Annotated in this window: 10 protein-coding genes; 2 read left to right on the forward strand and 8 right to left on the reverse strand. The window is 72.0% G+C overall.

The window, feature by feature from the left end:
* Nucleotides 1-10: 10 nt before the first annotated feature.
* Both AVL59_RS41415 and AVL59_RS41420 read left to right on the forward strand, forming a co-directional pair.
* Nucleotides 11-811 carry a sugar phosphate isomerase/epimerase family protein gene (locus AVL59_RS41415; RefSeq protein WP_067314758.1) on the forward strand — a complete coding sequence of 267 codons (801 nt, stop codon included), beginning with the start codon at nucleotides 11-13 and terminating at the stop codon, nucleotides 809-811.
* A gap of 89 nt (nucleotides 812-900) precedes the next feature.
* Entirely contained in the window at nucleotides 901-2142 is a 1242-nt protein-coding gene (locus tag AVL59_RS41420) for an MFS transporter (RefSeq protein WP_067314759.1), read from the forward strand.
* 60 nt (nucleotides 2143-2202) lie between these two features.
* On the opposite strand, the gene AVL59_RS41425 is transcribed toward AVL59_RS41420, so the two are convergent.
* From AVL59_RS41425 to AVL59_RS41460, 8 genes are all read right to left on the reverse strand, one after another.
* A complete protein-coding gene (locus tag AVL59_RS41425; protein ID WP_067314761.1) occupies nucleotides 2203-2844 on the reverse strand; it encodes a hypothetical protein in 642 nt (213 codons plus the stop codon).
* Nucleotides 2845-2957: 113 nt separating this feature from the next.
* On the reverse strand, nucleotides 2958-4793 hold the full coding sequence (locus tag AVL59_RS41430) for a glycoside hydrolase family 3 protein (protein ID WP_067314763.1): 1836 nt from the start codon (nucleotides 4791-4793) through the stop codon (nucleotides 2958-2960).
* Nucleotides 4794-5078: 285 nt separating this feature from the next.
* Nucleotides 5079-5945: a haloalkane dehalogenase gene (locus AVL59_RS41435; protein WP_079147247.1), complete on the reverse strand. Its 867-nt coding sequence runs from the start codon at nucleotides 5943-5945 to the stop codon at nucleotides 5079-5081.
* Nucleotides 5946-6018: 73 nt separating this feature from the next.
* On the reverse strand, nucleotides 6019-7452 hold the full coding sequence (locus tag AVL59_RS41440; protein WP_067314765.1) for a S28 family serine protease: 1434 nt from the start codon (nucleotides 7450-7452) through the stop codon (nucleotides 6019-6021).
* Nucleotides 7453-7539: 87 nt separating this feature from the next.
* Nucleotides 7540-7932 carry a hypothetical protein gene (locus tag AVL59_RS41445; RefSeq protein ID WP_067314767.1) on the reverse strand — a complete coding sequence of 131 codons (393 nt, stop codon included), beginning with the start codon at nucleotides 7930-7932 and terminating at the stop codon, nucleotides 7540-7542.
* Between the two features lie 130 nt (nucleotides 7933-8062).
* On the reverse strand, nucleotides 8063-11812 hold the full coding sequence (locus AVL59_RS41450; RefSeq protein WP_067314768.1) for an ABC transporter ATP-binding protein: 3750 nt from the start codon (nucleotides 11810-11812) through the stop codon (nucleotides 8063-8065).
* A gap of 163 nt (nucleotides 11813-11975) precedes the next feature.
* A complete protein-coding gene (locus AVL59_RS41455) occupies nucleotides 11976-13004 on the reverse strand; it encodes an esterase-like activity of phytase family protein (RefSeq protein WP_067318393.1) in 1029 nt (342 codons plus the stop codon).
* Between the two features lie 53 nt (nucleotides 13005-13057).
* The gene (locus AVL59_RS41460; RefSeq protein WP_067314770.1) at nucleotides 13058-13984 is read right to left on the reverse strand and encodes a serine hydrolase; all 927 of its coding nucleotides are present in this window, start codon (nucleotides 13982-13984) and stop codon (nucleotides 13058-13060) included.
* Nucleotides 13985-14033 lie beyond the last annotated feature (49 nt).

Consider the following 14033-nt stretch of genomic DNA (forward strand, 5'->3'; position numbering starts at 1 on the left):
GTCCGGGACCATGAAGCTGGCGTTCTCCACTCTCGGTGTCCCCGGCCTGCCCGTCCCCGAGGTCCTGGCACTCGCGACCGCCCACGGCTACCACGGCGTGGAACTGCGCGCCCATCCCGAGGAGCCGGTGCACCCGGGCCTCGCCCCCGCCACACGCGCCGAGACGGCCGCGCTGTTCAAGGGGGCCGGGGTCGAGGTGCTGGGCCTCGCCGGATACGCGCGGGTCGCCGCGCCCGGCGACGACACCCCGGTACTGGAGGAGATCCGTGCGCTCCTCCAGCTGGCCCACGACCTGGGTGCCCCCTTCGTGCGGGTGTTCCCCGGCGCCGACCCGGACCGCCCCCGTGAGGAGTCGGACGCCGTCGCCGCCCGGCGGCTGGGCACCGCCGCCGAGGACGCCTCCGCGCTCGGTGTGCGGATCCTGCTGGAGACCCACGACTCGCACCGCACCGGTGCCGACGTGATCCGCGTCCTCGGCCCGGTCGGCCACCGGCAGGTGGGCGCGCTGTGGGACGTGATGCACACCTGGCTGGGCGGCGAGCAGCCCTCGGACAGCTACGCGGCGCTCGCCCCGCACCTCGGCTATGTCCAGGTCAAGGACATCGCCTCGGCCGAGGACATCACCCCGCTGCCGCTCGGCGCGGGCGTCCTCCCGCTCACCGAGTGCGTGGACGTCCTCTCCCGGCACGGCTGGGACGGCTGGCTGTGCTGGGAGTACGAGAAGCGGTGGTACGAGTCGGCGGCTCCGCTTCCGGGGCTGCTGGCGGCGGGGCGCGAGCATCTCGTGCGGTTGCTGGGCGAGGCAGCCTAGTCACGTAGGAATTCGCTGGCCGGGGTGCCGGTGCCCGGCTAGCCTCCCCCGGTGATCCAGTCACCGGGGCGCCGCGCCCTTCCTCGCTCATGAGCCTGGCCCGCTCGCTCATCGACGTACGGCCGCTGCGCACCTCGCCCGTCTTCCGGCGGCTGCTGATCGGGCGGACGGTGTCCGTGCTCGGCAGCTTCATGACCATGGTCACCGTCATGTACCAGGTCTGGGACATGACCCACAGCTCGGTCTGGAGCGGTGCGGTCGGTCTGGCGCAGGCGCTGCCGATGGTCGGTGTCAGTCTGTTCGCTGGCGCCTGGGTCGACCGGGCCGACCGGCGCCGTGTGTACCTGCTGGGCACCGTCGGCTCGGCGGTCTGCTCCTTCCTGCTGGCCGTGCAGGGGTTCACCGGGCACGTGCCGGTGGGCGTGGTGCTCGCGCTGGTGGCGGTGCAGACGTCGTTCGCCGCGCTCGGCGCGCCGGCGGCGGGTGTGTTCGTGCCGCGGCTGCTGCCCAAGGAGCAGGTGGCCGCCGCTCTCGCCCTGAACCAGGCCACCGGCCAGGCCATGATGCTCGTCGGCCCGGCGCTCGCCGGCGTCGTGCTCGGCTGGTGGGGCATCGGCGCCTGCTACCTGCTGGACGCCCTGAGCTTCGGCCTGTCCTTCTACGGCGCCTACGGGCTGCCCGCGCTGCCGCCGGAGGGCGAGAAGTCCCGGCCGGGTGTCCACGGCGTGCTGGACGGCCTGCGCTTTCTGACCGGCCATCGGGTGGTGCGCGGCGCGCTGCTGACGGATCTGGCGGCCACCGTACTGTCCATGCCGGCCAGTCTGTTCCCGCTGGTCAACGCCGAGCGCTTCGGCGGCGACCCGCGCACGCTGGGTCTGTTCCTGTCGGCGCTCGCCTCGGGGGGCGTCGCCGCGACCGCCTTCTCCGGCCCGGTCACCCGTCTGGCCCGCCCCGGCCCGGTGATGCTGTGCGCGTCCGGCACCTGGGGCGTGGCCCTCGCCCTGTTCGGCCTCACCACCAGCGCCTGGACGGGCCTCGGGATGCTGGTGCTGGCCGGTGCGGCGGACGCGGTGGCCGTCCTCTCCCGCACCACGATCGTGCAGACCCGCACCCCGGACGCCCTGCTGGGCCGGGTCACGGCGGCCGAGACGATCGTCGGCCAGGCGGGCCCCCATCTCGGCAACGTGCGCGGTGGTGTGGTGGCCGGCTGGACCTCGGGCGCGACCGCCCTGGTCACGGGCGGCCTGATGTGTGTCCTCGCGGTGGCGGCGGTCGCGACGACGACACCCGAGCTGCGCAAGGGCGCCGCCGGGCCGCCGGACGGGCCGTGAGCGGAGTCCGGGGCTAGGTCCGCAGGTGGTCGTCCGGCGGGGCCGAACCTTCGGGGGTCCTCACAGCCGCCGGGCGCAGCCCACCGGGTCCCGGCCGCCGAGTTGGACGTAGAGGGTCGTCGACGCGGGGCACTCCGTGCGGTCGGCGGCCGCCTTCATGACCTTGTACTGGGGCTTTCGGGGGCCGGAGCCGTCGCAGGCGGTCTCGCGCACCTGGCCGTCGCCCGAGCCGTACACGCAGTCGCCGGGGATCGTGCGCGGGCCGCCGCCGGCGCCGGGGGCGCCGGGGTGCGGGGGTTCCAGGTTGCGCATGCAGGCGTAGCCCTGGGGAATCGCGCCGTCGCCGTCCTCGTCGCCCTGCGCCCGCTGTTCGCTGATGTGCAGGACGAAGTCGGTGGCCGACGGGCACAGGGGGCCGTCGGCGGCCGTGCCGTCGTAGCGGGCGACGACCCGGGCCGCGGCCCGCTCGCTCGCGCAGGGCACCTCGGTGAAGCTGGTGGTGCCGAAGGAACTGCATTCGCCGATCGCGAGGAACTGGGCGCCGTAGCCGGAGGGCCGGTCGGAGGTCGGCCGGGCACTGCCCACCGGGGCGTCCGCCGGGCCGTGGCAGCCCGTGAGCAGGGCGGCCAGCGTGGCCAGGGTGAGCGCTGAGGCGGCTCGCAGCGGTCGGCCCGCCGGCCTCACGGCACCTTTCCCGCGCATCGCATTCCCCCTGGACGCCCCGGTCCAGCGTGGCCCTCGGCTACGGAGCCACGCCAGACATCTTTGAGGATTTCCGCCCTTTGGGGGTATTGCGCCCGGAGTGCGACGTAGGCCTAGTACGTCAGCCCGTGACCGAGGGGGTACAGCACCTGGGCCGGATCGTCCGCCCGCTGCACCGGCACCGGGAGCCGTCCGCGCGGGTCCACCCGGCCGGCGATCACCCGTGCGGCGGCACGCAGTTCGACGTCGGTCCAGGAGTAGCTCGCCAGGTACCCCTTGACGGCGGGGAGTTGGGCGACGTCGTAAGGGTTCCTGATGGCGACGGCCACCACGGGCTTCCCGGTGGCGAGCAGCCGCTCCACCAGGGTCCGCTGGCTGCTGGCGGCCGTCATGTTGTACGTCCCGACGACCACCGCGTCCGCGTCCCGCGCGGCCGTCACCGCCTTGTCGATGGTGGCCGGCGAGGGTGCGCTGCCCGTGGACAGGGCGGTGGCGGTGAAGTCCAGTTCGGAGAGGGCGGCGGCGAGGACGCGGGTGGGCGGGCCGGTGGTGCCGGACGGGGAGTCCGGGTCGGCGCCGACGACGAGGACCCGGGGTGCGCTCCGGTGGTCGAGCGGGAGGATGCCGTCCTCGTTGACCAGCAGGGTCGTGGTCCGCTCGGCGATACGGTCGGCGGTGGCCAGATGGGACTTGGTGCCCACGGTGCCGTCGACGCCGGCCCGGGTGACGTGGGCCCGGTCGAGAAGTCCGAGCCGGGCCTTCAGCCGCAGAATCCGCAGGATCGATTCATCCAGACGGGCCTCGGTCAGCTCGCCGATCTGCACGGCCTGGAGGACCGCGTGCCACGCCACGTCGAGCGAGGGCGGGTTGAGCAGCTGGTCGACGCCGGCCTTCAGGGCCAGCACCGGCACCCGGTTGTCGCCGTACTTGGTACGCACGCCCTCCATGCCGAGGGAGTCGGTGACGACGACCCCGTCGTAGCCGAGTTCGCCGCGCAGGATGCCGGTGACGATCGGGTGGGAGAGGGTGGCCGGGTCGCCGGAGTCGTCGAGGGCCGGGAACTGGATGTGCGCGGTCATGATCGCGTCGATGCCCGCCGCGATCGCCGCCCGGAAGGGCACCGCGTCCAGCGACTCCCACAGCTCCCGGCTGTGCGTGATGACCGGAAGGCCGGTGTGGCTGTCGACGGCGGTGTCCCCGTGCCCCGGGAAGTGCTTGGCGGTGGCCGCGACCCGGGCGGACTGATACCCCTTCACCTCGGCCTCCACCAGGCCGGCGACCGCGTGCGGGTCGGCCCCGAAGGACCGTACGCCGATGACCGGGTTGGCCGGGTTGACGTTCACGTCGGCGTCGGGCGAGTAGTCCTGGTTGATGCCCATCGCGCGCAGTTCGGCGCCGGAGATCCGGCCGAGGGTGCGGGCGTCCGACCGGGAGCGGCCCGCCCCGACCGCCATCGCGCCGGGGAACAGCGTGGCGGGCCGGCCCACCCTGCACACTATGCCGTGTTCCTGATCGGTGGTGATGAGCACCGGCAGGCCGCGGGGCTGCTCCAGGGATGCCTTCTGGATGCCGTTGGACAGGTCGGCGATCTGGTGGGGATCGCGGGTGTTGTGGGCCCAGGTGAAGTAGATGATGCCGCCGACCCGGTACTTCGCGATCAGCTCGGCGGCCGTGCGGACCCCGATCTCCTTGAGGTTGGCGTCGATGTCGGCCTGGTCGGGGGCGGTGGCCGAGTGGCCGTAGACCCGCATCACGAAGAGCTGGCCGACCTTCTCCTCGAGTGTCATGCGGGAGACGAGGGCGGTCAGTGCGCGGTCGTTCGGGGTGGCGGCGTGGGCGGCGGCGGCCGGTACGGTCAGCGCGGCGGTGAGGCCGGCGGTGGCGGTGAGGACGGTCCGTCTGGACGGCCGTGCGGTGTTTCCCGTGCTTCCCGTGCTGCTGTCGTGCACGTGCGCTCCTTCCAAAGGAGAACCGCTGAAGGAAACTTCCGAGATTTCACCATTATCCGGGAAGTTTCTTTCCGTCAAGACAATGCACAGTAAGCCAGGACGAGGCCGCCACCGGCGCTTGGGAGGGGGGCGCGCCGGTGGCGGTGGGCTGCCGGGGTGGTGCGGCGGAGAGGGTGCGTCGGCGGTTCGCGGCCTGCGGCGAGGGCCGACACCGCACCACGGGACTGCTCCGGCGGCTCGAGCGTTGGACGGGCGGGACCGCCGACGGGTTCCCGTGACGGCGGATCAGCGCAGCCCGTGCCGGTCCGCCCAGGCGGAGACGGCCGCCGCGATCTCGGTCGGGCGGTCCTCCGTCGCGTGGTGGCCGGCCGGGCCGCAGTGGACCGTCTCCAGGGCCGCCACCCGGCCGGCGCACCAGTCGGCCGTCCGCGGACCGATCAGCAGGGTGGGCGAGCCCTCGAAGGTCAGCAGCAGCTTGGGCACGTCCAGGCTCTCGGCCAGCCAGGTGTCGTTGGCCTCGATGCGCGCCACGAGGCCTGCGGGCTCGCCGCCCAGCGGCAACTGCCGCGCCCAGGCGAGCAGGGGACGGCGGCTCTCCCGGGTGGGGTAGGGCGCGAGGTAGGCCGCGAGGTCCGCGTCGGGTACGGGGGTGAGGACACCGCCGGTGTAGGCCTGCCGCACGAACTGGTTCTCGTCCAGCATCCGCTCGCCCTCCGCCGAGCGGATCGTCTCGGAGCGCCTGCGGGCCTGCGGGCTCAGCTCGTCCCACGCCATCGGCTTGACGACGGTCTCGAAGAAGGCGATGCCGCGCACCCGCTCCGGATGGCGCGCGGCCCAGTCGAAGGCGAGCGCGCCGCCCCAGTCGTGGCCCACCAGGACCACGCCGTCCAGGCCGAGCGCGTCGAACCAGGCATCCAGGTAGCGGGCGTGGTCCTCGAACCGGTGGGCGTGGTCCGGCTTGCCCGAACGGCCCATGCCGATCAGGTCCGGGGCGAGCAGCCGGCCGGCGCCGACGCCGGGCAGCACCTTGCGCCAGGTGTGCGAGGAGGCGGGGTTGCCGTGCAGGAAGACGAAGGGAGTGCCGCTTCCGGACTCCTCGTGATGGATGGCCGAGTCGAGTACTGGAGTCGTAGGCATGCGGATACTGTACATAGATATTATGTCCATGGCTACTATCGGAGGACGACGGTGCCGGCCCCTTGAACCAGGGGCCGGCACCGGGGACTTACGGACGCAGCGCCGGCTCGCGCTCCACGTCCCGTACGTCCAGCCGCGCGTCGTGGCGGGCCAGCGGCTTCGCCGCGGACGGGTCGGCCTGAACCGCCGGTGAGGCGACTCCCGCCCACTCCAGGATCCGGGCCGTGGCCAGTGCCTTCTGCTCGGGCACCAGGCCCGCCACGTTCGCCCCGTGGTTCAGGCCGGGGGCCGTGAAGACGTACGAGTCATGGGCGCCCGCGCCCAGGCGGAAGCGCTCCGAGCCCCACGGGTCGTTCTGGCCGTACACGAAGAGCATGCGGGTGGCGTGGTGGCGGACCCAGCTGTCCACGTCCCGCATCGCACCCGGGCGAAAGCGCATCGGGATGGAGCGGGGCACGAAGTTGCGCGGGGGCTGATAGCCGTAGCGGATCAACTTCCGTTCGATACGGGGGAAGTGGATGGTGGGCGAGCCCAGCTGGGTGCCCGCCTGGTAGTAGTACGGCGTGAACTGTGCGAGGCCCTGGTCGGTGTAGGCCTGGAAGCCGGAGATGGTGTCGACCGAGTCCCAGATCGCCTGGTCCGTGGCGTGCGCCGCGTCCGCCGGGACGGAAGCGCAGTCCTTCAGCAGGCTGTACTGCCAAAAGCCCCAGACGTAGTCGAGGACGACCGCCTCGTAGGCCTTGTCCAGGCCGCCGACGGTGTCGAAGGTGTAGCCGTGCTCGGCGGCGTACCGGGCGTACGTCTTCTCCAGCGGCGCACGGCGCACCAGCGCCTCCCGCTGGACGGCGTTCAGCCGGTCGCGGCACTCCTCGGTGCCGACGCCGGCGAAGAAGCGGTCGTAGGCCGAATCCTCGTTGTTCACCACGTCGTTGGGGGCGACGTAGGCGATGACGCCGTCCATGTCGTGCGGGTAGAAGCGCTCGTAGTAGGTGGCGGTCATGCCGCCCTTGGAGCCGCCGGTGGCCAGCCAGTTGGCGGAGTAGACCGGCTTCAGCGCCTCGTAGAGGCGGTGCTGGTCGCTGGCCGCCTGCCAGATGTCCAGCTTGGACCAGTCGGCCGGGTCGGGCCGGGAGGGCGTGAAGAAGCGGTACTCCAGGGAGACCTGGTTGCCGTCCACGATCTGGGTGGGCTCGCGGCGGGACGGGGTCGTGGAGACGTTGTAGCCGCTGGTGTAGAAGACCGTCGGTCGGCTGGTGTCCCTGTGCAGCACGGTGATCCGCTGCTGGAAGGTACCCCGGTCCGGATGGCGGTGGTCGATCGGCTGGGTGTAGTTCAGGACGAAGTAGCGGTAGCCGGGATACGGCTTCTCCTCGACCAGGCTCATGCCGGGTACGGCCAGGAGCCGGTCCTTGATGTCGGTGGGCCCTGACCGCGCGGACTGTGCGGCGGTTGCCGCGCCCGCCGTGCTCAGCGCGCCTATGAACACCGCGAGCGCCAGCAGCCATCTGAGCACCTTGCGCATGCGCACTCTCCCCTGTGAGACAGATGTGCGCCGGAAGCTATCCGAGCAACTGCCGTCACACCAGGGGAGCTTGGAAGATCAGCGCGATCAGCACATAATCCAGCCGGAACTGACCGAGCGGCCGTCCACCGATCCCTTCAGCCATACGCAGCGGTGCCCGGCGTGGACCGTCACCGGGCCCGCCTGATATCTGTAACTGCCCGTGTCCACGACCGGCCGGGTGCCGCGCGCCTGCACGCTGACCGACATCACGCGCCTGGTCCCGGACTTCCGGGCGACGGTGACCGCGCAGACATAGCCGTCGCGCTTGTAGACGTGCACGGTGCCGGTACTGAAGGGCAGGGTCCGCACCTCACGCCCCGCGCAGGAGTCGGCACTCGCCGCCTGGGCGCTGCCGGGCACCGCGAGAGCGAGCGCCCCGGAGGCGGCCAGCACGGCCGCACCGAGCGCCAGGCGACGGCCTATCGCACCACTGTCCACTGTCGTCCTCCCCGAACCACCCGTCATCCCGACCGATGACCGTACTGCTGTACGGACGCACGACGTATGTCGGATGGTTGCACGATCGTCAGCGGAACGTGCTGCCGGATCCGGCCGGCGGCCGTTCCGCTCAGTGGGACACACCGACCGGCTCCTCCGGTTCGGACTGGCCGACGAAGGTCCGCCACAGCGCGGCATAGCGGCCGTCACGGGCCAGGAGCTGCTCGTGGGTGCCGTCCTCCGTCACCCGGCCGTGGTCCATCAGCACCACCCGGTCGGCGCGGGCGGCCGTGGTCAGCCGGTGGGCGACCACGAGCGTCGTACGACGGCCCGCGAGGCGGTCGGTGGCCTGGTTGACCTGGGCCTCCGTGGCCAGGTCGAGGGCGGCGGTGGCCTCGTCGAGGAGGAGGACGTCGGGGTCGACCAGTTCGGCGCGGGCGAGTGCGATCAGCTGGCGCTGGCCGGCCGAGAGGTTGCGGCCGCGCTCGGCGACCTCGTGGAGATAGCCGCCGTCGAGCGTCGCGATCATCTCGTGCGCGCCGACCGCCCGCGCGGCCGCCTCGACCTCGGCGTCGGTGGCGTCGGGGCGGCCGTAGGCGATGGCGTCCCGGACGGTGCCCTGGAAGAGGTACGCCTCCTGCGGGACGACCCCGAGGCGGTGGCGGTACGAGGTCAGGTCCAGGGCGCGCAGGTCCGTGCCGTCGACGGTGACCCGGCCCGAGGTGGGGTCGTAGAACCGGGCCACCAGCTTGACCAGGGTCGACTTTCCGGCGCCCGTCTCGCCGACGAAGGCCACCGTCTGCCCGGCCGGGATCCTCAGGTCGATGCCGGTCAGGGCCTCCTCGGCCTCGTCGGCGGCACCGTACGCGAAGTGCACGTCCTCGAAGGCGATCTCCCCGCGCAGGGAGAGGACGTCGAGCGGCTCGTCGGCGGACTTCGTGGAGGTCGGCTCGCGCAGCAGTTCCTGGATCCGGCCCAGCGAGACCGTGGCCTGCTGGTAGCCGTCGAAGACCTGGGAGAGCTGCTGGACCGGGGCGAAGAACAGGTCGATGTAGAGGAGGTAGGCGACCAGCGCGCCCGTGGTGAGCGTGGCCGCCTCCACCCGGCCGGCGCCGGCGACGAGCACGGCGGCCGCGGCGATCGAGGACAGCAGCTGGACGAAGGGGAAGTAGACGGATATCAGCCACTGGCCGCGGATACGGGCGCGCCGGTAGCTGTCGCTGCGTTCGGCGAACCGCCGCCCGCCGTCCTCCTCGCGCCGGAACGCCTGCACGATCCTGAGCCCGGCCACCGACTCCTGGAGGTCGGCGTTCACCAGGGACACTCGCTCGCGGGCGAGCTCGTACGCCTTCACGCTCGCCCGCCGGAAGAAGAAGGTGGCGACGACGAGCGGCGGCAGGGTGGCGAAGACGACGAGGGCGAGCTGGAGGTCGATCACCAGCAGGACGACCATGATGCCGAAGAACGTGACGACCGAGACGAACGCCGTGACCAGGCCGGTCTGCAGGAAGGTGGACAGGGCGTCGACGTCCGTCGTCATCCGGGTCATGATCCGGCCGGTCAGCTCGCGCTCGTAGTAGTCGAGGCCGAGCCGCTGGAGCTGGGAGAAGATCTTCAGCCGCAGCGTGTACAGCACGCGTTCGCCGGTGCGGCCGGTCATCCGGGTCTCGCCGATCTGCGCGGCCCACTGCACCAGCACGGTGAGCAGCCCCAGCAGAGAGGCGGCCCACACCGCGCCGAGGGCCATCCTCGAGACGCCCTGGTCGATGCCGTGCCGGATCAGCACCGGCAGCAGCAGACCGGCGCCCGCGTCCACGGCGACCAGCAGCAGGCTGAGGAAAAGGGGCGGGCCGAAACCGCGCAGCAGACGGCGCAGGCCGTACGACTCCTCGGGGCGGACGGCGTGGGCCTCGTCGATGTCGGGGGTGTCGGTGGCCGGGGGCAGCGCCTCGACCTGGGCGAGCAGTTCCGGGGTGGCCGGGGAGCCGGACAGCGCTGTGTCCTCGGCGTTCTTGGCCTCACGGTCGCCGGTCCACAGCCGCGGAGTGACCCCGCGCTCGGCGTCGAACTCGGCGTCCAGCTCCTCACGGACCGACATGTCCTCCTGCGGCGGGAGGGGGAGGGCATGGCCCGGGGAGACCCCGCCCAGCTCGTCCGGGTCGGTGAGCAGCCGACGGTAGAGGGGGGAGCGGTCCTGCAGCTCCTCGTGGGTGCCGAGGTCGGCGAGCCGGCCGCCGTCGAGGACGGCGATGCGGTCGGCGAGGCCCAGGGTGGAGCGGCGGTGCGCGATGAGGAGGGTCGTACGGCCCTCCATGACCTGCTTCAGGGCCTCGTGGATCTCGTGCTCCACGCGGGCGTCCACGGCCGAGGTCGCGTCGTCCAGGACCAGCAGGCGCGGGTCGGTGAGCAGGGCTCGGGCGAGCGCGATGCGCTGACGCTGGCCGCCGGAGAGGGTCAGGCCGTGTTCGCCGACCTTGGTGTCGTAGCCCTCGGGCAGTTCGACGATGAAACGATCCGCCTGAGCGGCGCGGGCGGCGGCCTCGATCTCCTCCCGGGTGGCGTCCGGGCGCCCGTAGGCGAGGTTGGCGAGGACGGTGTCCGAGAAGAGGAACGAGTCCTCGGGGACAAGGCCGATCGCGGCCCGCAGAGACTCCAGGGTCAGCTCGCGCACGTCGTGACCGCCGATGAGGACGGCTCCGCGGGTGACGTCGTAGAAGCGCGGCAGGAGCAGGGAGAGGGTGGACTTGCCGGAGCCGGAGGAGCCGACGACGGCCAGGGTCTCGCCCGGCCTGATCTCGAAGCTGAGTCCCTGGAGGACCGGGCTGGTCCTGCCGGGGGCGCTCTCGTACCCGAAGGACACGTCGTCGAACTCGACGGTCGCGGGCGCGTCGGCCGGCAGGGTCTTGGTGCCGTCCTTCATCGTCGGCTCGGTGTCGATCAGCTCCAGGACGCGCTCGGTGCCGGCACGGGCCTGCTGGCCGACCGTGAGCACCATGGCGAGCATGCGGACCGGGCCGACCAGCTGGGCGAGGTAGGTGGAGAAGGCGACGAAGGTGCCGAGGGTGATGTGCCCGCGCACGGCCAGCCAGCCGCCGAGCGCCAGCATGGCGACCTGACCGAGCGCGGGGACGGCCTGGAGGGCCGGGGTGAACCTGCTGTTCAGCCGTATCGTGCGCAGGCGTCCCGCGAAGAGCCGGCGGCCGACCTCCCGGAGCTTCCCGGTCTCCTGCTCCTCCTGCCCGAAGCCCTTCACCACGCGTACGCCGCTCACCGCGCCGTCGACCACACCCGCGACGGCGGCGGCCTGGGCCTGCGCGTACCAGGTGGCGGGGTGCAGCTTGCTGCGGCTGCGCCGGGCTATCCAGCCGAGGGCCGGGGCGACGGCCAGGGCGACCAGGGTCAGCGGCGGCGACAGCCACGCCATGATCCCCAGGGACATCAGGAAGAGCAGGACGTTCCCGATGGTCATCGGGAGCATGAAGAGCAGGCCCTGGATGAGCTGGAGGTCACTGGTCGCGCGGCCCACCACCTGGCCGGTCGACAGCTCGTCCTGGCGGCGGCCGTCGAGGCGGGTGATCGTCCCGTACATCTCGGTCCGCAGGTCGTACTGGACGTCCAGGGCGAGACGGCCGCCGTAGTAGCGGCGTATGTAGGTGAGGCCGTAGACGAGGAGGGCCGCGCCGACGAGGGCTGCCGCCCAGGGGGTCATCGCGCGGGTGTGGTTCCCGATGACGTCGTCGATGATCACCTTGGTGATCAGCGGGACCACGGCCATGACCGCCATGCCGGCGAGGGAGGAGCCAAGGGCCAGGACCACGTCCTTCGGATACCGCCAGGCGTAGGCGGCCAGCCGTCGTGCCCATCCCCGTTGCGTTGCCACGCCGGTGCCCTCCGTTCGGACCTGCTCTACCGGAAGGCACTAACGCTCTGCGGGTCCGGCCGTATTCCTGGTGCGGATCCGTGAGGGCCGGTCACGCTCAGGGGGCGGAGCCGTATGCCGATCCGTATGCCGATACAGCCCCGCGCCCCTGGGCAGGCTGCCCTCAGGAGGTTCGTACGCGCAGGTAATAGAACCGGGTCGTCTGGGCCGGGTTCTGGTTGTCGTCGCTCACCAGGAGCACCCGCAGGCGACCCGCCCGGTCGTGGCCCGTGATCGTCATGCCCTCGATGTTGTCGAGCAGGGGGTTCGGCTGGGGCTGCTTGGCCGTGGCGCCGAGGGACGGGCAGGTGGCTATGTCGGTGAGCAGGGTCTTCTTGATCAGGTGGACGTCGGCCTGGCCGGTCAGGTTCTCGATGCCGCTGGTGTCCGTGACGTGGCGGGGGTCGGCCAGGTAGAGGCGGACGGTGTTGCCGACGCCCGCGGTGAAGCCGCGTTCCAGGACGAGGAGGCGGCCGTCGGGCGTGGCCTGGACCTCGGGGACGCCCAGGCCGGCGTCGGTGCGGTAGGCGTACTGGGCGGCGAGCTCGAAGCGGCCGTGGTGACGCCTCCAGGTCTGGAAGCGGACGATGCCCGCGGAGTCCCCGGAGATCGCGTACTCCATGGAGGCGAGCAGGGTGCGGCCGCCGGGCAGCAGCGTCAGGCCCTCGAAGGTCTGGTTGCTCGTGGCACGGCCGGCCGGGGCGACCAGGAGGGAGGACGGGACCGGGAGGCGGTCGAGGATCCTGCCGTCGCGGGAGTAGCGGCGCACGGACGGCTCGGTCTCGGAGGTGATCAACCGGGTGCCGTCCCGGTCGATGACGAGCCCCTCGGAGTCGAGGTCGGCGCCCTTCTCGTCGGCGAGGTGGACGGCCGAGGCCGGCCGCAGGGTCCGCGGGTCCAGGCCGAAGAGGGAGGAGCGGTCCTCCAGGGCGGCGAGCGAGCCGTCCCGGTCCACGGCGAGCGCGGAGAAGTTGCCGACGAAGGTGCCCTGGTACGTCGTCTTGTCGAGCGCGTCGGAGAAGCGGTCGATCGAGACGGCGGGCGAACAGGCGTTGTCGCCCGTGGAGTTGGCACTGGCGGGCCCGGCGGCGGTCAGGCAAGTGGCCGCCGCCAGGCCGGCGGTGAGGGTGGCGAGTACGGTTCTCAGGCGCATGGGCGTCACCGTAGGGCGGTCCGGTGACCGGCGGGAGACCTCCTCGTGAAGCGTCAGCCCTGCGGCGGCACCGCCACGAACGCCTCGCTCGGCGTGCTGGTCGGGGTGTAGCGGGCGGTGGTGGACGTCGTCGGCACCAGGTCCTTGTGGATGGCCTTGGCGACGTTCTGGATGGTGGTGACGCCGTAGTCCATGGTGCTGTTGTCCTGCGTCAGCACGCTGATCATGTAGTCGTGGCCGGCGCCGTTGAAGGTGCCCAGGCTGTGCACGCGCCAGCCGTGCGTGGCGCGTTGCAGCCAGCCGTTCTTGACGTGCACGGAGACGGTGGACGGCGCCCCGGCGGGCGTGCCCCAGCGCTGGTCGGAGACGACCTGGCCCATCAGCTTCAGGATGTAGGCGCGGGAGTTGTCGCTCAGCACGCTGTTCTTGGCGGTGACGAGCTTGAGCAGCTTCTGCTCGTCGGTGACGTTCTCCTGGGTCAGGCCCCAGTAGCCGTCCGCGCCCGGCGTGGTCTTCGTCATACCTGCGGCGGACAGGAAGCCCTTGATCTTCGTCACGCCCAGCTGCTTCCACAGCTTGCTGGTCGCGTCGTTGTCCGACTGGGTGATCATGGCCTTGGCGAGCGACTGCTCGGTGCTCGTCAGGTACCGGTTGTGCTTCTTGGCGTCCCACAGCAGCGTGGCCAGGACGGCGACCTTGACCGTGCTGGCCGAGTCGTAGGCGCTGGTCGCACGCAGGGTGCAGGTCGTGTTGGTGGAGCGGTCGTAGAGACCGACCGCGACGGTGCCCTTGCGGTTCGCGAGCGCCGCGGTGATGTCCTTCTGCAGCTTGGTGGCCAGGCCCGCCTTGCCCGACGTGCAGCTGACGGCCGGCGCCGTCGCGGCGGCCGGGACCGCAGCGGCCACGAAGGGTATGAGTACCCCGGCGCCGAGAGCGGCCGTGGCCAGCACTTTGGCGCGCCGGGATATCCGGTGAGTCATCGAAGGTCCCCCTTGAAACGTCGTGTTGGCGTCGCCCGGACGCCGTCGG

Origin of the sequence: Streptomyces griseochromogenes (assembly GCF_001542625.1) — a bacterium.
Taxonomy (GTDB): Bacteria; Actinomycetota; Actinomycetes; order Streptomycetales; family Streptomycetaceae; genus Streptomyces; species Streptomyces griseochromogenes.

Bases quoted from the DNA above. Each gene is read 5' to 3' on its own strand.
- AVL59_RS41460 (WP_067314770.1), bottom strand. From the start codon at position 13,984: ATGACTCACCGGATATCCCGGCGCGCCAAAGTGCTGGCCACGGCCGCT.
- AVL59_RS41420 (WP_067314759.1), top strand. From the start codon at position 901: ATGAGCCTGGCCCGCTCGCTCATCGACGTACGGCCGCTGCGCACCTCG.
- AVL59_RS41435 (WP_079147247.1), bottom strand. From the start codon at position 5,945: ATGTACAGTATCCGCATGCCTACGACTCCAGTACTCGACTCGGCCATC.
- AVL59_RS41415 (WP_067314758.1), top strand. From the start codon at position 11: ATGAAGCTGGCGTTCTCCACTCTCGGTGTCCCCGGCCTGCCCGTCCCC.
- AVL59_RS41425 (WP_067314761.1), bottom strand. From the start codon at position 2,844: ATGCGCGGGAAAGGTGCCGTGAGGCCGGCGGGCCGACCGCTGCGAGCC.
- AVL59_RS41440 (WP_067314765.1), bottom strand. From the start codon at position 7,452: ATGCGCAAGGTGCTCAGATGGCTGCTGGCGCTCGCGGTGTTCATAGGC.
- AVL59_RS41455 (WP_067318393.1), bottom strand. From the start codon at position 13,004: ATGCGCCTGAGAACCGTACTCGCCACCCTCACCGCCGGCCTGGCGGCG.